This is a genomic window from Pseudomonas paracarnis, from assembly GCF_904063055.1.
Lineage (GTDB): Bacteria > Pseudomonadota > Gammaproteobacteria > Pseudomonadales > Pseudomonadaceae > Aquipseudomonas > Aquipseudomonas paracarnis.
In genome coordinates, this window is sequence record NZ_CAJFCN010000024.1 from 12,182 (window position 1) to 34,248 (window position 22,067).

Below are 22,067 nucleotides of genomic sequence, written 5' to 3' on the forward strand. Positions count from 1 at the left end.
TCTCAGCCGTGTGGCATTAATTGATCTGGAAAGGATAAACCGAGCCCAGTTTAAGGATTTGCGTCAGTTCATCCAATGCCGTCCGGCACTCAAGCAGCAACTGCGGGTCAGCCAGGTCGGTTTCGCTCAGGCTGTCACGGTAGTGCTTGCCCACCCATTGGGTCAGGGTTTCGTACAACGGCGCGGTCATGATAACCCCTGGGTTCACGGCCGCCAGCTCGGTTTCGTTCAACGCCACGCGCAGGCGCAGGCACGCCGGACCACCGCCATTTTGCATGCTTTGCTTGAGGTCGAAGACCTTGACCTCACGAATCAGCCCGCCGGAAGCGGTCAGACCTTGCAGGTACTGCCACACGCGCTCATTGGCGCGGCACTCTTCCGGCACGATCAGCAGCATCGAACCATCAGGACGAGTCAGCAACTGGCTGTTGAACAGGTAGGAACGCACCGCGTCCTCGACACTGACCAACGCGCGAGGCACACACACCGACTGGAAGTTGCCGCCCAGCTTGCCCAACTTGCCGTGCAGTTCGGCGAGCATCTGCTCGGTGTTGAGGAACGCATCCTCGTGATAGAACAGCACTTCGCCGTTGCCCACCGCGATCACATCGTTGTGGAACACACCCGCGTCGATCACCGCCGGGTTCTGCTGGGCGTAGACCACACCGTCATCCTTCAAGCCATGCAGGCGCGCAACGGCCTGGGAGGCTTCGAGGGTCTGGCGCGCCGGGTACTTCTGCGGGGCCGGGTAACGAGGGTCGAAAGCACTACGGCCGAAGACGAAAAACTCGACGCCCGCCTCACCGTACTCACGACAGAAACGCGTGTGGTTGGCCGCGCCTTCATCGCCAAATTGCGCCACGGCCGGCAAGGCGGCGTGGTGAGCGAAATGCTTGCCATCGGCGAACATCGCCCCCAGCACGCGGCTGGTGGTGGGGTGCTCGATGCTGCGGTGGTATTTGCAATTGAGGTTGGCGGCAGTGAAATGCACGCGGCCGTCTGCGGTGTCGGCGCTTGGGCTGACGGTGGCGGCGTTGGCTACCCACATGCTGGATGCCGAGCAGCTCGCTACCAGCAAAGGCATAGCCTGCCTGGCAGCCTGCTCGATCACCTGGGCGTCGGTGCCGCTGAAACCCAAGCTGCGCAAGGCGGCTACATCCGGGCGCTCCTGGGGCGCCAATACACCTTGCACAAAGCCCATGTCCATCAGGGCTTTCATTTTCTGCAGGCCCTGCAACGCCGCTTCCTTCGGGTTGGAAGACTGCTGGCTGTTGCTTTGGGACGCGACGTTGCCGAAGGACAAACCGCCGTAGTTATGGGTCGGCCCCACTAGACCGTCAAAATTGACTTCACAGGATTTCATCGGCGAGGCTCCACGAACATCTGTTTTTATAGGCATCAAATCACTTGAATACACCACAGATCCATTGTGGGAGCGGGCTTGCTCGCGAAAACGGTGGTTCAGTCACTTCAAATGTTGAATGAAACACCGCATTCGCGAGCAAGCCCGCTCCCACATTTAGATCAGCGTTATACCTGGCGTGAGCGTTGCCGGGACTATCAGGCTCGGCGTCTCCAGCGACGCCACCGGGTACGCGCAATAATCCGCCGCGTAATAGGCACTGGCGCGATGATTGCCCGACGCCCCGACACCACCGAACGGCGCGGTACTGGCAGCGCCGGTCAACTGCTTGTTCCAGTTGACGATGCCGGCGCGGCTTTCCAGCCAGAATTGCTGGTAACGCGCTTCGGAGTCCGACAACAGGCCAGCGGCCAGGCCGTACTGGGTGTTGTTGGCCTCCGCGATGGCACCGGCAAAATCCGCATAGCGGATCACCTGCAGCAGCGGCCCAAACAGCTCTTCATCTTCACGCTCCGTCACACCGGTTACGTCGATGATGCCAGGGGTCAACAAAGCGGCCTGAGCCTGAGGCTGAGTCATCTCCAGCAGTGCCACGGCGCCATTGGCCAACATCAGTTCCTGGGCTTGCATCAAGGCTTTGGCCGCAGCCAGGGAGATCACCGAACCCATGAACGGCGCCGGTTGCTGATCGAAAGCGCCCACTTCAAGGCTCGCACTCACCGCCACCAGGCGCGCCAGCAAGGCATCGCCCCAGGCACCTTGCGGCACCAGCAAGCGGCGGGCACAGGTGCAACGCTGGCCTGCCGAGATAAACGCCGACTGGATGATGGTGTACACCGCCGCATCCACGTCGGCGACTTCGTCCACGACCAGCGGGTTATTACCGCCCATTTCCAGGGCCAGGATCTTGTCGGGGCGCCCTGAGAATTGCTGGTGCAAGTGGTTGCCGGTGCGGCTGGAGCCGGTAAAGAACAGGCCGTCGATGCCTGGGTTGGCCGCCAGGGCGATGCCGGTTTCCCGCGCGCCTTGCAGCAGGTTCAGCACGCCCGCCGGCAAACCGGCTTCGATCCAGCACTGCACGGTCAGCTCGGCGACCTTGGGGGTCAGCTCGCTCGGCTTGAACAGCACGGTGTTACCCGCCAGCAACGCCGGGACGATGTGCCCATTGGGCAAGTGCCCAGGGAAGTTGTAAGGGCCGAACACCGCCACCACACCGTGGGGCTTATGGCGCAACACTGCGGTGGCGTCGCCCAGGGGGCCGCTCTTCTCGCCAGTACGCTCGCGGTAGCTTTGCACCGAGATCGCAATCTTATTGGCCATGCTGGTGACTTCAGTGGCCGACTCCCACAGGGGCTTGCCGGTTTCTTCGCCAATGCAGCGGGCGATTTCATCGGCACGGCTTTTAAGCGTGGCGGCGAAGGTTTCCAGCACGCTGATGCGTTCTTCGAGCGGGCGCCTGGCCCATGCCGGGAATGCCTGACGCGCAGCCTGCACGGCGGATTCGACCTGTTCAGCGCTGGCACCGTTACCAGCCCACAGCACTTGCTGGGTCACCGGGTTGCGCGATTCAAACAACTCACCCTGGCCAGCCAGCCAGCTACCTGCGATATACAACGAATTCATTATTTGGACTCCCGAGCAGCAGACAACGCAACAGCACGCACTTGATCACCCACCACCAGCTGCAGGCGCTTGGCGGTCTGTGGATCGACCACCAGGGTACCTGCCGCCAGACGGGCCGGAGCGGCGGTGATACGGCATTCTTCGCGCTTGCGGTTATGGATCAGGAACGGCGTGGCGTCGTCCCCCGGCGTGCCGATGGCCAACACCAGTGACTGGCTGTCGCGCACCGCACGGATCTTGCTGGTTTCACATTCCACCGCCGGGCCGGCGTCGAAAATATCCACATAGCCCTGGTAGCTGAAGCCTTCGCTCTTGAGCATGCTCAGGGCCGGCTCGGTGTCCGGGTGGACCTTGCCGATCACATTGCGCGCGTCTTCGGAGAGAAAGCAGCTGTACAGCGGAAACTTGGGCATCAGCTCGGCGATAAACGCCTTGTTGCCCACGCCGGTGAGGTAGTCGGCCTGGCTGAACTCCATCTTGAAGAAGTGCCGGCCCAGACTTTCCCAGAACGGCGAACGCCCAGCATCGTTGGACACACCGCGCATCTCGGCAATGATCTTGTTGCCGAACAGTTGCGGGAACTCGGCGATAAACAACATGCGCGCCTTGGCGAGCATGCGACCGTTGAGGCCGTTGCGGTAATCGGCATGCAAAAACAACGAGCACAATTCGGAATTACCGGTGAGGTCGTTGGCCAGGAACAGCGTCGGTATCTCACGGTAGATATTCAGTTCCTGGGAAGCGCTGACAGTCAGCCCAACCCGGAAGTTGTACCACGGCTCGCGCAGGCCAACGGCGCCAGCGATGGCAGAGATTCCCACCACGCGGCCTTCGTCGTTTTCCAGCACGAACAGGTAGTCGGCATCGCCGCGCCCGGCTTCGCCGCGAAAGGTTTTTTCCGCCCAGCCCACCCGGTGGGTCAGGCGCTCTTCGTTGGCCGGCAAGGTGGTGAGACCGGTGCCAGTGCTGCGCGCCAGATCAATCAGGGCCGGTAAATCGCTGCTGCGTACGGGACGAACGATCATGCTATCTCCTCGAACGGGCCGCTGTTGTCAGCCACCCGCGAAACTCTCTTTTTAAACCGCAACCAGGCGCACACTGGCGCCTTCACCAACACCCAGCGCTTCGGCTGCCGCCAGGTCCAGGGTCACCGGTTTGCCGGGCGCGTAGTCCAGCTCCAGCATCACCGCACGGTAATCCTGCAACTGCGCGTTGCTCACCAAGTACTGGCGGCCAACGCCCTTGACCATCTCGCCGATCTTCACCGGCACCACGCGGCTCTGGGCGATTGAGCGAATGCCCGAGACCCGGGCGTGCAGCGTCGGGCCACCGTCGAAGATGTCAATGTAATGGTCAGTTTCGAAGCCTTCACGCATGAGGATGTCGAAGGTGATTTGCGCACGCGGGTGCACCTGGCCCATGGCCTCTTGGGCTTCGTCCGGCAGCAGCGGCACGTAGATCGGGTAGTGCGGCATCAACTCGGCGAGGAAGGTACGGCTTTTCAGCCCGCACAGGCGCTCGGCGGCGGCGTAGTTGAGGTCGAAGAAGTTGCGGCCAATGGCATCCCAGAACGGTGAATCGCCGTTCTCGTCGCTGTAGCCGACAATCTCGGTCACCACCGAGTCGGCAAAGCGCTCAGGATGGCTGGCGACAAACAGCAGTCGGCCACGGGAATTGAGTTCCGACCACGGCGAACCGACCAGCTCAGGCACCACATAAAAGCTAGTGAGCAGGCTGTTGCCGGTAAGGTCGTGGCACTGGGAAAGCACGTGGATCTTGTTGTGGATCTTCAGCTCGCGGGAGGCGTGCACGAAGGTTTCGTTACGAAAGCTATAGAACGGCTCGGAGTAACCGGCCGAGGCTACGATAGCCGAGCAGCCGGCGAGCTTGCCGGTCTCGGTGTCTTCCAGCACGAAGAAATAGCTCTCTTCACCGTTGAAACTCACCTCGGCCGCGAAGGACGCTTCGCTGGCCGCGATCTTGTCGCTCAGGCGTTCCACATCATCCGGCAAGGAGGTGACACCAATCGGGCTGTCCGCAGCCAGACGCTGTACCTCGCCCAGATCAGCCATTTGCGCGGGGCGCATCACCAGCATGGTGTCACTCCTTAACTCGAAAACTCACAGAGGAAAAAATGCCGGACACAGGCCCCGGATACACATCGGTCTCAATGTGTAAGCAGATCCATGTGGGAGCTGGCTTGCCGGCGATACAGGCAACTCGGTATATCAACGGCACCGAGGTGATGCTATCGCAGGCAAGCCAGCTCCCACATTTGTTCAGGTCCGGCCAATAAAATGTGTCGCTATCAGGCTTGCGTCAACGTCTTCACAGCACGCTCAAAACGATCCAGGCCTTCATTGATGTCCGCCTCTTCCACCACCAGGCTCGGTGCAAAACGCACCACGTCAGGGCCGGCTTGCAGGATCATCAAGTTCTCTTTTTCGGCCGCGTTGAACACGTCCTTGGCCTTGCCTTTGAAGGCATCGCTGAGTACGCAACCGATCAACAAGCCCATGCCACGCACTTGGGTGAAGATGCCGTACTGCTTGCCGATCTGCTCCAGGCGCGCCTTGAACAGGTCGTGCTTGGCATTCACACCCGCCAGCACTTCTGGGGTGTTGATCACGTCGATCACCGCTTCCGCTACCGCGCACGCCAGCGGGTTGCCGCCGTAGGTGGTGCCGTGGGTGCCGACTACCAGGTGCTTGGCCAAGTCTTCACGGGTGAGCATCGCCGCAATCGGGAAGCCGCCGCCCAGGCTCTTGGCGCTGGTGAGGATATCTGGCGTCACGCCGTAATGCTGGTAGGCAAACAGGTGGCCGGTGCGGCCCATGCCGGTTTGCACTTCGTCGAATACCAACAGTGCGTCGTGGGCGTCGCACAGCTCGCGAGCGCCTTGCAGGTAAGCCAGTTCGGCCGGCAGTACACCGCCTTCGCCCTGGATCGGTTCCAGAACCACGGCGCAGGTCTTATCGGTTACTGCCGCTTTCAGCGCAGCCAGGTCGTTATAAGGAACGTGGGTGATGCCGGTGATTTTAGGCCCGAAACCATCGGAGTACTTCGACTGGCCACCGACGTTGACGGTGAACAGGGTACGGCCGTGGAAGCTGTTCAGCGCGGCGATGATCTCGTACTTCTCGCTGCCAAAACGGTCGAACGCCACGCGACGGGCCAGCTTGAAGGCGGCCTCGTTGGCTTCGGCGCCGGAGTTGCAGAAGAACACGCGCTCGGCAAACGTGGCGTCGATCAGCTTGTGGGCCAGGCGCAAGGCCGGCTCGTTGGTGAACACGTTGGAGACATGCCACAGCGTGTTGGCCTGTTCGGTCAGTGCACCGACCAGCGCCGGGTGCGCATGGCCCAATACGTTGACCGCGATGCCGCCGGCAAAGTCGATCAGCTCGCGACCGGCCTGGTCCCACACGCGCGAACCTGCGCCACGTACAGGGATAAAGGCAGCAGGTGCGTAGTTGGGCACCATCACTTGGTCGAAATCGGCACGTTGCACCGGGGCTTGCTCAACGGACATCGGAGTCTCCTGAAGAGGAACGCCTGCCTGGAACTGGCGGGCGATGCAGGGATTGTAAGGACAGTTTTCAGCGCCACCTTGTCGCCAAGCGACAACTTCTTATAGCGCCAACCCCGGTTTTACGCGGGTTTACGGCAATGCGACATATTGCATCGCAATGGCGCAGTGTAAACGCTGCGTTCAGTGAGAGGCAGAGGCACGGCCCGCTGATTTTCGCCTAATGCCTTAACTATCTGCTGCCCGTGAACCCATCAGGCTTGCTGTGATGACAGTGACTCACTCCCACTGAAGGATCAGCCTCGTGCCCACGCCCTACCCCACGACCATCAGCCAGCGCCTCGCAGTCGCCGCCACCCAAGTACCCCCCGGGTTTCACACACGCCTGCCGGCCTGGCTGGCAAGCGCCTCGGATGACAAGCGCCAAGCCTTGAAGAATGCGCCACTGGACATTGCCAACTGGCAGGCAGACGCCAGCCGCCAGCAGCACGCGCCGCTCAAACAGGCGGTGGAGCAGAGCTGGGCCGCGCAAAACAAAGTAGACACGGCCCTGGCCGACCTCAAGACACCGCAGGCCTTCGCCGCGCCGCTTTTGCAACAGGCGTTCAAGACAAGATGGGGCGTGGAGATTGATGTCCGCACCACCCATCTGCGCCTGTATGCGCCCCTGACGATCCCACTGTTTCCTATAGAAACTGGCGGCGTCAAAGTCTGGACCGTGTCGTTGGTGGACGCCGCGCTGCATAACTTCGACGCAGCAGAAAGCGAGAAAACTGCCTTCACCGCGGACTCCAGCTTCATTACCCAACCCACCACCACCGGGCAATTCGACACCCTGCCCTCAGTGAACAGCAAAGTCAGCATCCAGACCTTCGTCGGGCTGTGCCGTGAACTGGACATCGGTGCGCAATACCAGAACTACCTCAAGACATTTTTCGGCTTCAAAGATGCCAAACGCAAGGCTTCGCTGCGCAGCACTGTCATCGAGAGCCTCAAAGCCGAGGCCCAAACTGCCGTACACCTGGCGCGCCTGAAAAAGGACGGCAGCGAGCGAGTGTTACGCACGCTCCAGGCTCAACTCAAAGGCATCAGCGGCCTGACACTCGACGGTAAGACGCTGCTCAGCCACGACCTGAGCCTGATGGACGCACCACTGGCCGGCATTGTGCTGTTCGCCGCAGACCTGGAACTGCACCACAGCGCAGTGCCCGTGGTTGCCTACATTCCCGGCGACCCACAGGCACCGCTCAAGTATTACCACGATGGCATCGCATTCATTCAAGACCTGATCCGCAAATTGCGCGATGCCGATTACCAGGCATTCTTCAGCCGCTTTATAAGCCACGAGCACCGCGCCTACTTCTTTGCCAACCTGCATAACCGCTTGTCTCAGGTTACCTGGCATCACCCCGTCCCCGGCGACCCCAGGCCGACCTGGCGCGCCGAACCTGTGGCCAACCCCAACCTGCAGTTGCACGCGACGAAAATCACGGGCGAGCTGTACGAACACCTCTATGAAACCAAACTCAATAAGCTGCTCAATGACGCGCGAAGCATCGCCGTGTCCACCGCCGACGCCGACAGCAAGGCACGCTGGCAGCGCTGGGCCATCGTGCAGAAAATCGGTAAGGCCCTGCTCGAAATCGCCGCCTTCATCGCCACGCCGTTCATTCCCCCCCTGGGCTTACTGATGCTCGGCTACACCGCCTATCAACTGCTCGATGACGTATTCGAAGGCATCGTCGATTGGGCCGAGGGTCTCAAGCGCCAGGCGTTCGGGCACCTGATGTCGACCCTGGAGCAAATGGTGCAATTGGGTATGTTCGCGGTCGGCGCACCGATTGCCGAAGGGCTGCTACGCCAGGCACTGCCTCGGGAAGTCTGGGCGTTTTTCGAGCGCCTGCATCCGGTCAGCTCGGACGACGGCAAAACGCGCCTGTGGAACCCGGACCTGAGCCCCTACGCCCACGACCTTCAATTGCCCACCGCCTCACGCCCAGCAGCCGATGGGTTGCATGCCTACGGGGACAAACAAATCCTGCCCCTCGAAGGGCAACACTTTGCCGTCAACCAACAAACGGGCAAGGCCGTGCTGGTGCACCCAAGTCACCTGCATGCCTACCAACCACCCGTTATCGGCAATGGCAAAGGTGCCTGGCTGACCCCACTGGATCGCCCGCTGACCTGGGACCGCAGCACCTTGCTGCGCCGCCTCGGCCCGCCCGCCGAAACCCTCAGCGAAACCGGCCTGGAACAGGCACAGCGCATCAGCAGCACCGACGATGGTGCCCTGCGCAAACTCTACATGGACCGCCAACCGCCACCGCCCTTGCTGGCCGACAGCCTCAAGCGCATCCATATCGACCAGCAACTTCAAGACTTCATCGACCAGATGAACAGCGACGACCCACTGGTTTACGCAAAAGCCGACACGCAAACCCAACTCTGGCTGCTTAGCCAGACCGGCCTGTGGCCGGAATCCAAGACCCTGCGCTTTCTGAATGCCAAAGGCGAAACCGTATGGGAACACCCAGGCCGGGAAAATGCGGCGGTAGCGCAAATTCATGAAGCGCAGATGAACAACGGCGACCTGCTCAAGACCCTGCTGGAAACCCTCGACGAGTCAGAGCGCAAGACTGTGCTGGAGGAAGACTTCGGTAGCCCGGCCCCCCAACTGCATGTGCGCGCCGCCAAGCTGCGCAAACAGCTGGCACGCAGAGCCGAGGATAAACGCGCTTCGATGTTCGACGCGCGCTATCGAGGCCTGGAGCTGACCACCAATGCGCGCGTGCAAAAGCTCATCGACAGCACACCGGGCCTGCCCGTCAGCGCGGCCGAGGAAGTCCTGCTCAGTGCCCACGGCCAGGACCTGCTCGACATCGACCAGGGCACGCTGCCTTCGCACCTGGTCGAACGCGCACGCTGGGCGGCCCATCAGGTCAGAATCAGCCGGGCCTATGAAGGCCTGTACATGGGTGCGCTGGAGACCGGCGACACCCATCGACTCGCCCTGCACTCCCTGGAAAAATTGCCGGGCTGGTCGCCTCAGGTGCGTCTGGAAGTTCGCGACTTCAAGCGCGATGGTCACCTGCGCGACGCTATCGGCCCCGCCCAGGCGCCCATCCGACGCCTGCTGCTGCGCACCATCGAAGGCGATTACATTCCCGAAGACAGCATGGGCACCCTGCTTGGTGAAACCGATTTCTACACCGCCGTGCTCCAGGCACTCCCCGATGCACAGCGCGACGCACTGGCTATGCAGATAGGCCAAGGCCCGCACTTGAGAGAAACCTTGCGCCAACACACATTGGCACATGACGAACTTGGCGCCCTGCTGGCCGAAGTTCCGCTGCTCAAACCGTCCTATGACCCGACATTGGTGCGCCTACCCGGCGGCATGGAGGGCTACGACGCCAGCCCGGTCACCGCTGGCAGCAGCGAAGGGGTCTCGCTGGAGAGTCAGTTGCATGCCCTGTACCCACAACTGAGCCCCAGCCAGGTGACGGCCGTACTCGCCGCCATGCAAAACGATCCCGGCACACCTTGGGGTACCCTTCAATTTCTGAAGAAAGAGTTCTCGCAACTGGAAACCAACCTGCGGACATGGCAGCAGAATGTGCCGCAGACCCTTGTCGGTACAGATTTACCGTTGAGCCGCTGGCGGATTGCTGCGGAACAGCAAAATCGCTTTCTCTGGTCACAAAAACTGATCGGCGCCTGGCGCCACAACACCCCCGTAGACCCTGCTTATGACAACGGTCACCTGCTGCAACTCAACCAGCCCATTTATGGGGAACTGCCCGCGCTCGATACCCGCCTTGGGCACATCACTACCCTGGAATTCCAGGGTTACTTGACCACCCGCGGCACGCCGGGCTTCCTGGCATCTTTCCCCGGATTGCGCCGACTGGCCATCAGCGACATGACCCTCAGAACACTGCCCGGCGAAATCAGTGCATTGACCCACCTTAACGCGCTGACACTGCGCGGCTGCGCACTCAACCTGACCACCCCAACCCGAGCAGCCCTGGCCAACCTGACCGAGCTGCATACCCTTGACCTGTCCCACAACCCGCTGGTGCTGGCGCCCAATTTCGAAAACATGGCCAACCTGCGAACACTCAACCTGAGCCACTGCGGTATTTCCATCTTTCCCACAGGCCTGCTCAATCGGCCTCGGCTGGCAAACGCCAATCTCAGCCACAATAACCTGCGCAGGCTGCCAGAAGCCCTGTATTCGTTGCCCGCCAGTGCTGCCAAGGCCTACGACCTTTCCGGCAACCCGCTGACGCGCGCAACCCTGGAACGGATAAAAACCTACTGCCAGAGCACCGGGGAACATTTTGGCGTCCAAGCCAATCCAGATGAGGTTCGCCTGGTCCAAGCGCTTTACCCGACCTACAACGTTCCCGAGGCCAATCAATTTATCTTCAGGCTACCGGGCGGGCTGGATGATTCGATGGCGAATCTCGTGCGCCTCAAGGCCGACTACGAACGCTTGCAAGCCGACCTGCAGGAATGGGTGGTGGATGTGCCTGAGAGCCACCCCGTCACGAACCTGCCCATGGATGAACAGATTCGCCCACAGCAACAACTCATTCGAGCGCAAATCCGCGCTCTGCTGGAGCAAGGCTGGCGGCGTGAAACCAGCCTGGACTTAAGCCATGACCCGCTGACGCAGTCCCATCAAATGACATTGACCTTGCCGCTGTGGGGAGACCTGCCAAGACTGAATGTGGATTTCAAGCATATTTCCAAGCTGGAGCTGAGGGCACAGGAAACCACCTCGATACCCGAAGGTTTTCTGGAACGTTTCCCCAATCTGGAAAGCCTGCTGATCCACCGCTATGCCCTGCAAGACATTCCCGCTGGCGTCTTCAAGCTGCCCAAGTTGACCACACTCAGCCTCACGCAATGCAATCTGCGACTGACCCCCGACAGCGTCGCCGCCTTGAGCGACCTGCACGACCTGGAGTACCTGGACCTGAGCGATAACCCGCTGGCGCTGACGCCCGACGTCAGCAAAATGTCCGGCCTGGAAACCCTGATGATGGAAAACACCAGGCTTACCGAGGTGCCTCACGGGGTGTTCAACCTGACGTCGCTCACCCAACTGAACCTGAGCGATAACCACATCACCGAGTTGCCCACGGACCTGCTTGAAGTAGACCCGGACTCAGCGGCAGGCTTTGACCTGAGCGACAACCCCTTCTCACCCGTAGCACTTGCCATTCTGCGTCGCTATTACAACCGCACGGCAGTGGATTTCGATGTAGCGCAAGCCCGACAACCCGCGCCAGACCGCTCCAGCTCACGCTCTGCGACGTCATCCGAAACAGAGGGAGAAGAATAGACGCAGCTCACCCGCGCTCGGAAGGCACCGACGACAACTCGAACGGGCTGCTGCTGCGACGCTGGTTGCGATCTTCGCGAGGAGTGGCGCCGAAGAAATTGCGGTAGGCGCTGGAGAAGTGCGGCCCCGAGGAGAAGCCGCAGGACAGGCCGATCTGGATGATCGACTTGCTGGTTTGCATCAGCATCTGGCGCGCCTTGTTCAGGCGCAGCTCCAGGTAATACTGGCTGGGGACGCGGTTGAGGTATTGCTTGAAGATGCGTTCAAGTTGTCGTCGTGAAACACACACGTGCTGGGCGATTTCGTCGGTGGTCAGCGGCTCTTCGATATTGGCCTCCATCAGCAATACCGCCTGGGTCAGCTTAGGGTGGCTGGAGCCCAGGCGGTTTTGCAGCGGGATACGCTGGCGCTCGCCGCCTTCGCGGATGCGCTCCACCACCAGTTCTTCAGACACAGCACCGGCCAACTCGGCGCCATGGTCACGGGCCAATACCGCCAACAGCAGGTCAAGTACCGACATGCCGCCGCAAGCGGTCAGGCGATCACGGTCCCAGTCAAACAGGTGGCTGGTGGCGATGACCTTGGGGAAACGCTCGGCGAAATCGTCCTGCCAGCGCCAGTGCACGGCGGCGCGGTAGCCATCGAGCAGGCCCAGTTGGGCCAACGGGTACACCCCCGCTGACAAGCCGCCGATCACACACCCCGCCCGAACAAGCTGCTTGAGCGCGGAGCTCAGTGGCGAAGCGATGACCGTCGGCGGTTCGTCGGCCAACAGGAACAACTTCTGAAAACCCTCCAGCTTACCGGCCCACGGCTCGCCCGGCAGTTGCCAGGCACCTTCGACTGCGGGTTCGGCGAGCAGGAACGACAACTCGTAGATCACATCCGGATGCACCCGCTGGGCAACGCGCAAGGCCTCCTCAGCCAGCGCAAGCGTGAGGGCTTTTGTGCTGGGCCAAATCAGGAAACCAATTTTGTGGGCGGTCATGGAGTGCTATCCGGAGCGAAAACGGTGAAAGAAGCTGTGGGCCAATGCTAGCCCGTAATCAACTACAAATCCCAAAACAAACACAGATCAACAGTGGGAGCTGGCTTGCCTGCGATGGCGGTGGGTCAGTTAACACATCATTGGCTGATACATCGCTATCGCAGGCAAGCCAGCTCCCACAGGGGATCGGGGCTTACCTCAAGACTGCGGAGCATGCACTATCCCGGTGCACAAAAGCAGTCTTGATTATTTCAAACTGCCAGAGAGGAACTGCTGCAACCGTTCCGACTGCGGGTTCACCAGCACTTCCCGCGGGTTGCCACGCTCTTCAACGATGCCTTTGTGCAAAAACACCAATTGGTTCGACACTTCGCGGGCAAAGCCCATTTCGTGGGTCACGACCACCATGGTGCGGCCTTCCTGGGCCAGGTCCTGCATCACCTTGAGTACTTCGCCTACCAGCTCCGGATCCAGCGCAGAAGTAGGTTCGTCGAACAGCATCACCTCAGGCTCCATCGCCAGTGCACGGGCAATCGCTACGCGCTGCTGCTCGCCACCGGACATGTGGCCGGGGAACCCATCCTTACGATGGCCCACGCCGACTTTGGCCAGGTAATGCTCGGCCTTCTCGCGGGCTTCTTTCTTGGATATGCCCAACACGTGCACCGGGGCTTCCATCACGTTTTCAATCGCGGTCATGTGCGACCACAGGTTGAAATGCTGGAACACCATGGACAGGCGCGAACGCATGCGCTGCAACTGCTTGGGGTCGGCAGCCTTCATGGCGCCGTCCTTGTTGGCCACCAGTTTCAGCTCTTCGTTATTGAGCAAAATCTTGCCGGCGTGGGGCTGCTCCAGCAGGTTGATGCAGCGCAAAAAGGTACTTTTGCCCGAACCGCTGGAACCGATGATGCTGATCACATCACCGGCGGCGGCGGCCAGGGACACACCTTTGAGCACTTCATGACTGCCATAGCGTTTATGCAGGTCTTGGACTTCAAGCTTGTACATGCGGTCGGTTCTCACAAAAACAGGTGGTCAGTCGTTGAGCAAGCGCCCGTGACGCAGCGCTTCGCGCCCCGCCACCTTGGCCAGCCAGAAACCCGCTTGGGCATAACGTAGCCGTTCAACGGCAAACAACACCCCCGAGGTGCCCGCGCAAATAGTGCTTACGCGGTCAGTCAGGGGGTCAATCACTTCAAAAATCTCGTCGCCGGTTTCTACCCAGTCGCCCGCTTTACGCAGGTAACTGATCACCCCGGCATGGGGCGCGAACAGCAGTTCGGTGCCCTCGAAAGGCACACCTTCGCAAGGTTCGTGTTGCGGCGCGGGCCACTCGCCCTTGATCAAGCCTTGTTCGGCGAGGAACGCAAGGATGCCTTCGGCGTGGAAGATGGCTTCATCACGGCCGGTGTCGGCCTGGCCGCCCAATTCCAACGTCGTCGCCAGACAGGCCAGCGGAATTTGCGCCTCGGGGAACAGGCGCGACAAACGCAGCCACGGCAACGAGCACGCCTCGTCAAACGAACTGCCGCCGGAATCCTCCGCCAGCAGGCCGACCTTCACATTCAAATGTGCCGACAACGAACGCCACTGCGGCCAGTGCTGGGGCAGCGCGTACATATGCAGCGCTGCCTCAGCATCGCAATGCAGGTCCAGCACCACATCGGCGGTGCAGGCATGGCTCAGCAGGATACGCTGCATGCCTTGCAACTGGCTGCTCGGCTCGGGCAAGGCGGTGAGTGTATCGCTCATGGCCTGGCGAATCAGGCGCACATTGGCGTGCGGGTCGTCCCCCAGCTTGCCTTGTAGCAACTCGGCCACCGGCTCGCTCAGTTCGACGAAATCGCGGTTGAAATTCTTGCCGCTGCCGACTTCGAAACGCCCTTGGTGGCTGCCCTGCAACAACTGGCCGAGCCCCATCGGGTTGGCGACCGGCACCAACTCGATCACGCCGTTGAGGGCGCCTTGCTGTTCCAGCGTGGTGAGGCGTTTTTTCAGCTCCCACGCGGCACGCATACCCGGCAACTCATCGGCGTGCAGGCTGGCCTGGATATAGGCCTTGCGCTCGCCACTGCCGAAACGAAACACGCTCAGTTGGCGTTCGCAGCCCAAATGCCCCCAGGGCAGCAGATGATCGATACGTTCCATATCAGTGCTTCCGTGGAGCCAGGTAGCTCAGCCAGCGGCGCTCGGCCAACTTGAACAGGCGCACCAGGATGAAGGTCAGGCACAGGTAGAACACGCCGGCGGTGATATAGGCTTCGAACGGCAGGTAATACTGGGCGTTCACCGTGCGCGCGGCACCGGTGATGTCGATCAGCGTGACGATGGAGGCCAGACTGGTGGTCTGCAGCATCATGATCACTTCGTTGCTGTACTGCGGCAGCGCACGGCGCAGGGCCGACGGCAACAGGATGCGGCGGTACAGTTTGTAGCGCGACATGCCCATGGCCTTGGCCGCTTCGATCTCACCGTTAGGCGTGGCCTTGAGGCTACCGGCGATAATTTCGGCGGTGTAGGCGCTGGTGTTGATCGCAAACGCCAGGCACGCACAGAACGTGGCACTGGACAGCAGCGGCCACAGGAAGCTTTCGCGCACCACTTCGAACTGTGCCAGGCCGTAGTAGATCAAAAACAGCTGCACCAGCATCGGCGTGCCGCGGATCACGTAGGTGTAAAGCCAGGCCACGCCGTTGACGATCGGCTGCTTGGACACGCGCATCAAGCCCAGGGGCAAGGCCGCGAGCAGGCCGAAGAACAGCGAGATAGCGAGCAGTTTCAGGGTGGTCAGCAAGCCGCCAAGGTACAGCGGCATGGCCTCCCAGATGACGTTGTAGTCGAAGATCATAGATCAGCCGCCCTTACGCCTACCGAGTAGCGCTTCTCAAGGTAACGCAAGGCCAGCAACGACACGCTGGTGATCACCAGGTACATCGCCGCCACTGCGAGGAAGAAGGTAAAAGGCTCGCGGGTGGCGTCTGCCGCCTGCTTGGCCTTGAACATCATGTCTTGCAGACCCACCACCGAAATCAGCGCGGTGGCCTTGGTCAATACCAGCCAGTTGTTGGTAAACCCGGGGATCGCCAGCCGAATCATCTGCGGCACCATCACCCGGAAAAACACCTGGAAGCTGCTCATGCCATACGCCAGGCCGGCTTCAGCCTGCCCCTTGGGAATGGCCATGAAGGCGCCACGGAAAGTTTCCGACAGGTAAGCGCCAAAGATGAAACCCAGGGTGCCGATACCGGCGGCCAGGGGGTTCAAGTCGATATAGTCGTCAAAGCCCAGCAACGGCGCGACGCGGTTGAGCAAGTCCTGACCGCCGTAGAAAATCAGCAGGATCAGCACCAGGTCGGGGATCCCGCGGATCACCGTGGAGTACAGGTCGCCCAGCCAAGCCAGCCAGCGTACCGGCGACAGGCGTAGCGCGACCCCGATCAGACCCAGAACAATGGCCAAGGCCATGGACGACAAGGCGAGCTGAAGCGTCAACCATGCGCCATCGAGGATGACGGCCCCGTAGCCTTTCAACATGATTCAGGTCCTCGAAAAGGGGGATGAAAAAATGGCGCAAACTTCAGGATGACTGTTGCTTGCGCCATTTCGGACAGACAGCTGCGACTACTTACTTGGCATCAGCGCCGTAAATATCAAAGTCGAAGTACTTGTCCTGGATTTTCTTGTATTCGCCGTTGGCACGGATTGCAGCGATGGCCGCATTGATGCGCTCAAGGTTTTCCTTGTCGCCTTTGCGTACCGCGATGCCTACGCCGTCGCCGAAGTATTTGACGTCGGTAAACGCCGGACCGGTGAACGCGTAGCCTTTGCCGGCGTCGGTTTTCAGGAAACCGTCTTGCAGCAGGGTGGCGTCAGCCACGGTACCATCGAGGCGGCCGGCAGCCACGTCCAGGTAGATTTCGTTCTGGGTGCTGTAGCCCTTGATGTCGGCACCCTTTGGCGCCAGGACTTCACGGGCGAAACGGTCGTGGATCGAACCGCGCTGCACACCGATCTTCTTGCCCTTGAGTTCATCCAGGCTGTCGCTGACGGTGGTGCCTTCCTTCATCACCAGACGAGCTGGGGTCAGGTAGTAGCGGGTGGTGAAGTCCACGGATTTCTTGCGGTCGTCAGTGATGGACATGGACGACAGGATCGCGTCGATCTTGCGCACTTTGAGTGCCGGGATCAGACCATCGAATTCCTGCTCGACCCAGGTGCACTTGACGTCCATCTGCTTGCACAGCGCATTGCCGATGTCGTAGTCAAAACCGACGATGCTGCCATCCGGCGCCTTCGAGGCAAACGGAGGGTAAGCCGCTTCGATACCAATTTTCAGCGGCTTGCCTTCGGCGAAAGCCTGCATGGACAGCACGGACAGCGCCAGGGCGCCCAACAGCACGAGTTTCTTCATCTTGGGACTCCATCGGTATAGGGCAAAAACAGCAGTATGAGCCATGGCCCACGATGCGGCGAAGGTGTAACCGAATAGCGGTGCTGCGTCCTGCGCGGGCGACACCTGCGACGACGAGCGAGTGATCGGCATTCTAACGACAGGCCGGAGGCCGATATTTCCTCAATGCGACAACAATTTACAGAAGCACTGAGAAAGCGGTTCCAGCTCATTGACAGCCTCTGAATTTTATGCAGAGACAAAAGATATTAAACCTGATGATGCTGCAAATTGCGGGCCTATTATTCGCAAACCCTTCTAGCACGGCAAGTCTGGCGTTTAATCTTATTTGTGGGGATGTCTAGAACGCGGTTTTTCGGGGCGTAGGCGTGGTCCATCGCCCCAGGTTTGTGCGGGCGGTTACACATTTGAGCGAGGCGGTAACATTCAGAAACGTCCTACGGGGAAAACCGATATTTATTGGTTTGGTGGCTATGCAGGTCTGTCAGACCGCCATCCATACCCTCTTATGAAATGCAATCTGAACTGTGGGAGCTGGCTTGCCTGCGATAGGGATGCCTCAGCCAACCAACCTTTGCCTGACATACCCCTATCGCAGGCAAGCCAGCTCCCACACTAAATCTGGGCGGTCTTGAGGCCGTACAAAAAAGCCCCACCCGGCTTGCACCGAATGGGGCTTTGTCCCACCTACTCCGCTTACGCGACGTTCATGGTTTTGTGCGTTTCAATCAAATGCGCCACCACGCTTGGATCTGCCAAGGTAGAGATATCCCCCAACCCATCGTATTCAGCCGTGGCGATCTTGCGCAAAATGCGCCGCATGATTTTCCCCGAGCGCGTTTTTGGCAACCCAGGCGCCCACTGGATCACATCCGGCGAGGCAATCGGCCCGATTTCCTTGCGCACCCAGTTCTTCAGTTCCAGGCGCAGTGCTTCGTTAGGCTCTTCACCATTCTTCAAGGTGACATACACATAAATGCCCTGCCCCTTGATGTCATGCGGCACACCCACCACCGCCGCCTCGGCGACTTTGGGGTGCGCAACCATGGCGCTTTCAATCTCGGCAGTGCCCATGCGGTGGCCGGACACGTTCAACACGTCATCCACACGGCCCGTGATCCACCAGTAACCGTCCTCATCGCGACGCGCGCCGTCACCGGTGAAGTACATGCCGCGGAAGGTCTTGAAGTAGGTGTCGACAAAACGGTCATGGTCGCCGTACAGGGTACGCGCCTGGCCTGGCCAGGAATCGAGAATCACCAGGTTGCCTTCGGCGGCGCCTTCGATGATGTTGCCCAGGTTGTCCACCAGCGCCGGCACCACCCCGAAGAACGGCCGTGCCGCCGAACCCGGCTTCAACGCATGGGCGCCTGGCAGTGGGCTCATCAGCGTGGCGCCGGTTTCGGTTTGCCACCAGGTGTCGACGATCGGGCAACGGGATTGGCCGACGTTCTTGTAGTACCAGTCCCAGGCTTCCGGGTTGATCGGCTCGCCCACCGAACCCAGCAGGCGCAGGCTACTGCCGTCGGCGCCTTCGCAGGCTGCGGTGCCGGAAGCCATCATCGCGCGGATCGCGGTCGGTGCGGTGTAGAGGATGTTGACCTTGTGCTTGTCGACAATCTTCGCCACGCGGGTGATGTCCGGGTAGTTCGGCACGCCTTCGAACAGCAGCGTGGTCGCGCCATTGGCCAGCGGGCCGTAGACGATGTAGGTGTGGCCGGTGACCCAGCCCACGTCGGCAGTGCACCAGTAGATTTCGCCCGGGCGATAGTCGAATACACGCTCGTGGGTCAGGGCCGCATAGAGCAGGTAGCCGCCGGTGGTGTGCTGCACGCCTTTAGGCTTGCCGGTAGAGCCAGAGGTATAGAGGATAAACAGCGCTTCTTCGGCGCCCATTTCTTTTGGCGCGCAGACGGTGCCCGCCACTTTCATCAGGTCTTCGTACCAGATGTCGCGATGCTGGTTCCACTTGATCGCGCCATTGGTGCGCTTGCACACGATCACCTTCTGGATGCTGCTGGTTTCCGGGTTGGTCAGCGCGTCGTCAACGTTAGCCTTCAGCGGAATCTTCTTACCAGCGCGGATGCCTTCGTCAGCGGTAATCACCACTTTCGACTTACAGTCGATGATGCGACCGGCCAGGGCTTCCGGGGAAAAACCGCCAAACACCACCGAATGGATCGCGCCGATGCGGGTACAGGCCAGCATGGCGACCACGGCTTCGGGAATCATCGGCATATAGATAGTCACCACATCGCCGCGGTGCACATCCTGGCCGCGCAAGGCGTTGGCGAACTTGCAGACTTCCTCATGCAACTCGCGGTAAGTGATGTTGCGGCTCTCGGCAGGGTCGTCGCCCTCCCAGATGATTGCGATCTGGTCGCCACGCTCGGCGAGGTGACGGTCCAGGCAATTGTAGGAAACGTTCAGGGTGCCATCGGCGAACCATTTGATGTCGACATGGTGGTCGTCGAAAGAGGTCTGCTTCACCGCGGTGAAAGGCTTGACCCAGTCAAGGCGCTTGGCTTGCTCGCGCCAGAAGCCATCGGGGTTGACCACCGACTGCTGGTACATGGCCTTGTAGGTCGCCTCGTCGGTCAGCGTGTTGGCTGCTACTTCGGGGCGAACGGGGTACAGGGAAGCCGCACTCATCTTTCTTACCTCGGTGACAATAGTTGTTGTTGTATGGCCCCTGTTGTAGCCGGGGTAGGCCTATAGAACCATTCGACGATGGTAGTAACAAGACCCTACAAATTGCCCTGCTATGCCTTTTCACCGCTCTGGCCCGCGTGCTGCGGCGGCTGACAGGTTTCTGAAAAAATCTTGATTGAGGGATTGTTACAAAAACCGCCAAAAGTGTTTATCAAAACCACGGGTATATGAATATAACCGAGGCGCCTAAAATCAACTCCGCCAACAAGGCACTCTGATTAACCACGCAACAGCCCCCACGAAGGCAACGTTAATCCGAACTTCCCAACTTTAAGTGACACACGCGGCCTCACAAGGGCCCCGTGCCCCCTTTCGCCCTGAAGAAGGTAATGAAGCAATGAAAGCGTTATTAGTGATGGCCCTGAGCAGCTTGTGCGCCACCGCCGCCCTGGCGGACGAAGCCCCGACTGAACTGGCCGGCCAGAACGCCCCGATCGTTGAGGACTACACCTACAGCACTCACCTGGATGTGGCCAAAGTCTTGTCCATGAGCAGCATTCCAGAAGTCTGCGAAGTTGTACCGGTGAAGATGGAATATGAAGATTCGCAAGGCCAGCGTCATATTCTTAACTATCAAGTGATGGGCAATGGTTGCTCTAACGGCTAACAACTTCTGAAGTTGGATTCTTAATTGCCGCAAGAAATCGTTCTTGCGGCCAAGAACCCGCCCTTGAATACACCACGCATCAACTGTGGGAGCTGGCTTGCCTGCGATGGCGATTTCAGCCATAACACCCGCTCCGGTTAATGGACCCAATCCTCGTAAGACAACCCCGCTACGCGACTGAACTCCCGAATATTGTTGGTCACCAACGTACACCCCGAAGCAATTGCATGCCCTGCAATAGCAGTATCATTTTGGCCGATGATCGCCCCTTGCTCGGTCAGGCTTCGCTTCACCTCAACCGTCGCGTCCACCGCCGCCACGCCCCAAGGCAACACTTCATCGAGTCGCTTCACAAACTCATCGACTAACGTCTTGTGTTTGGACGATGCCTTTTTCCCAATCTGTCCATATCGCATTTCGGCATAGGTTATGGCCGAAATCACGATTCGATTGCTCCTCGCCACCTCCAAGGCCAGACGCTTAAGCACGCACTCGGGCCGCTCACGCATGATGAACGAGCAAATGCAGGTATCCAGCATGTATGTCGTCACAGGTTGAACCTGCCTTCATCGCCAACAACGTCCTGACGCTCCTGAAGAAAATCTTCGTCCGCCCTGGGTAACTCACTCAGCGACCCCCAGCTAGGTCGGACAGGTCGTAATGTAATCGTATCTCCATTGCGGGTGATTTCGAGCTCACCGACTCCCTCATAGGCCATGTCGTTTGGAAATCGAATAGCCTGGTTCTTTCCATTTTTAAAAATTGAGACTGTGCGCATGATTCATCCTCTACCTATGCCTGACATATGCAATGTAAGGACACCCTGAAGCCTATGCAAGACATATGGCAATTGGCCGACGATCGGAGACGTGTGCCAGCTGCTAAAAAAACTTGCGACAGCAACAGCCCGAAAACTCTCACCCCGGCTTAAAAAGCGTCCTTTTTGTCTCTAATCAGTGACCATCCGCCGCAACACAAACCCAATTTTTTCCCTATAATGCGCGGGTAAATCGGGCCTGCAATATCCCTTTACACAGGGATAAAGAGCCAGACCTTGAGCCTGCGCTGCAGCAAGCACGCATCGCTGCGCCCCTCAAGCCTCATGCAGCACCCGCAACCTGATTCCGTTTATTTGCCTGCGCGAGCTGTTGCAACAAACGATTCCTTAAGATCCACCGCGGCCCTAGGGCCGTGTGAACACCCAACCATCCGGTTTCACACGGGCACCTTTGAGCCCTCACGCAGGAGACGACACGTCATGCTGAGCTGGGACGAATTCGACAAAGAAGAAGAAGGCGAAGTAGCCGCTAAAGGCGCCAACGCCGGCCACGCCACCGAAGCCAACATGGACCGTCTCGACGGTGCCGGCGCCGCTGCCGCCGTGGAAGCCCGCGCCGTCACCGCCAACGACTCCGCCGCCATCGTGCGCGCCAAGGCCGCCCTGGACAAACTCGACGTCGCCGAAGGCCTCGCCGAGCTGG

The 22,067-nt window shown here is 59.9% G+C and carries 16 protein-coding genes and 1 pseudogene; 3 read left to right on the top strand and 14 right to left on the bottom strand.

The genetic code is table 11. The features are described from left to right. Positions 1-16: 16 nt before the first annotated feature. The 5 genes from astB to JMV15_RS26970 all read right to left on the bottom strand — a co-directional run bounded on the left by astB (position 17) and on the right by JMV15_RS26970 (position 6,515). Positions 17-1,363 carry an N-succinylarginine dihydrolase gene (gene astB / locus JMV15_RS26950; protein ID WP_038451257.1) on the bottom strand — a complete coding sequence of 449 codons (1,347 nt, stop codon included), beginning with the start codon at positions 1,361-1,363 and terminating at the stop codon, positions 17-19. Between the two features lie 156 nt (positions 1,364-1,519). Then, positions 1,520-2,989: a succinylglutamate-semialdehyde dehydrogenase gene (astD, locus tag JMV15_RS26955; protein WP_161937007.1), complete on the bottom strand. Its 1,470-nt coding sequence runs from the start codon at positions 2,987-2,989 to the stop codon at positions 1,520-1,522. Beyond that, complete coding sequence (gene astA, locus JMV15_RS26960; RefSeq protein ID WP_003193612.1) at positions 2,986-4,011, bottom strand: arginine N-succinyltransferase; 1,026 nt, start codon at positions 4,009-4,011, stop codon at positions 2,986-2,988. The genes astD and astA overlap by 4 nt, the downstream gene beginning before the upstream one ends. 51 nt (positions 4,012-4,062) lie before the next feature. Next, complete coding sequence (gene aruF / locus JMV15_RS26965) at positions 4,063-5,082, bottom strand: arginine/ornithine succinyltransferase subunit alpha (protein WP_003175655.1); 1,020 nt, start codon at positions 5,080-5,082, stop codon at positions 4,063-4,065. A 212-nt stretch (positions 5,083-5,294) separates the two neighbouring features. Continuing rightward, entirely contained in the window at positions 5,295-6,515 is a 1,221-nt protein-coding gene (locus tag JMV15_RS26970) for an aspartate aminotransferase family protein (RefSeq protein ID WP_003193615.1), read from the bottom strand. A 301-nt stretch (positions 6,516-6,816) separates the two neighbouring features. On the opposite strand from JMV15_RS26970, the gene JMV15_RS26975 reads away from it, so the two are divergent. Then, positions 6,817-11,865: a leucine-rich repeat domain-containing protein gene (locus tag JMV15_RS26975; protein WP_038451259.1), complete on the top strand. Its 5,049-nt coding sequence runs from the start codon at positions 6,817-6,819 to the stop codon at positions 11,863-11,865. A 7-nt stretch (positions 11,866-11,872) separates the two neighbouring features. On the opposite strand, the gene argR is transcribed toward JMV15_RS26975, so the two are convergent. The 7 genes from argR to acs all read right to left on the bottom strand — a co-directional run bounded on the left by argR (position 11,873) and on the right by acs (position 19,919). Beyond that, positions 11,873-12,853, bottom strand: coding sequence for a transcriptional regulator ArgR (gene argR, locus JMV15_RS26980; protein WP_014719597.1), 981 nt, complete (start codon positions 12,851-12,853; stop codon positions 11,873-11,875). A 246-nt stretch (positions 12,854-13,099) separates the two neighbouring features. Continuing rightward, positions 13,100-13,864 carry an ABC transporter ATP-binding protein gene (locus JMV15_RS26985; RefSeq protein ID WP_038451261.1) on the bottom strand — a complete coding sequence of 255 codons (765 nt, stop codon included), beginning with the start codon at positions 13,862-13,864 and terminating at the stop codon, positions 13,100-13,102. Positions 13,865-13,891: 27 nt separating this feature from the next. Then, positions 13,892-15,004, bottom strand: a complete 1,113-nt coding sequence (locus JMV15_RS26990) for a succinylglutamate desuccinylase/aspartoacylase family protein (RefSeq protein WP_014719599.1) — start codon at positions 15,002-15,004, stop codon at positions 13,892-13,894. 1 nt (position 15,005) lies between these two features. Continuing rightward, the gene (locus JMV15_RS26995; protein WP_003193625.1) at positions 15,006-15,704 is read right to left on the bottom strand and encodes an ABC transporter permease; all 699 of its coding nucleotides are present in this window, start codon (positions 15,702-15,704) and stop codon (positions 15,006-15,008) included. Next, positions 15,701-16,390, bottom strand: coding sequence for an ABC transporter permease (locus tag JMV15_RS27000; protein WP_003193627.1), 690 nt, complete (start codon positions 16,388-16,390; stop codon positions 15,701-15,703). Before JMV15_RS27000 ends, JMV15_RS26995 begins: the two co-directional genes overlap by 4 nt. Positions 16,391-16,481: 91 nt before the next feature. Beyond that, complete coding sequence (locus JMV15_RS27005) at positions 16,482-17,267, bottom strand: ABC transporter substrate-binding protein (protein WP_020302951.1); 786 nt, start codon at positions 17,265-17,267, stop codon at positions 16,482-16,484. A gap of 696 nt (positions 17,268-17,963) precedes the next feature. Beyond that, complete coding sequence (gene acs / locus JMV15_RS27010) at positions 17,964-19,919, bottom strand: acetate--CoA ligase (RefSeq protein WP_005790645.1); 1,956 nt, start codon at positions 19,917-19,919, stop codon at positions 17,964-17,966. A 397-nt stretch (positions 19,920-20,316) separates the two neighbouring features. On the opposite strand from acs, the gene JMV15_RS27015 reads away from it, so the two are divergent. Further along, positions 20,317-20,586 (top strand): DUF2790 domain-containing protein, encoded by a 270-nt coding sequence (locus tag JMV15_RS27015; protein WP_014719601.1) that lies wholly within the window; start codon positions 20,317-20,319, stop codon positions 20,584-20,586. Between the two features lie 137 nt (positions 20,587-20,723). On the opposite strand, the gene JMV15_RS27020 is transcribed toward JMV15_RS27015, so the two are convergent. Next, the gene (locus tag JMV15_RS27020; RefSeq protein WP_014719602.1) at positions 20,724-21,137 is read right to left on the bottom strand and encodes a type II toxin-antitoxin system VapC family toxin; all 414 of its coding nucleotides are present in this window, start codon (positions 21,135-21,137) and stop codon (positions 20,724-20,726) included. Beyond that, complete coding sequence (vapB, locus tag JMV15_RS27025) at positions 21,134-21,364, bottom strand: type II toxin-antitoxin system VapB family antitoxin (RefSeq protein WP_014719603.1); 231 nt, start codon at positions 21,362-21,364, stop codon at positions 21,134-21,136. Before vapB ends, JMV15_RS27020 begins: the two co-directional genes overlap by 4 nt. Positions 21,365-21,844: 480 nt before the next feature. On the opposite strand from vapB, the pseudogene JMV15_RS27030 reads away from it, so the two are divergent. Then, positions 21,845-22,067 (top strand): annotated as a pseudogene (locus tag JMV15_RS27030) (ribonucleotide-diphosphate reductase subunit beta); the annotation flags it as partial.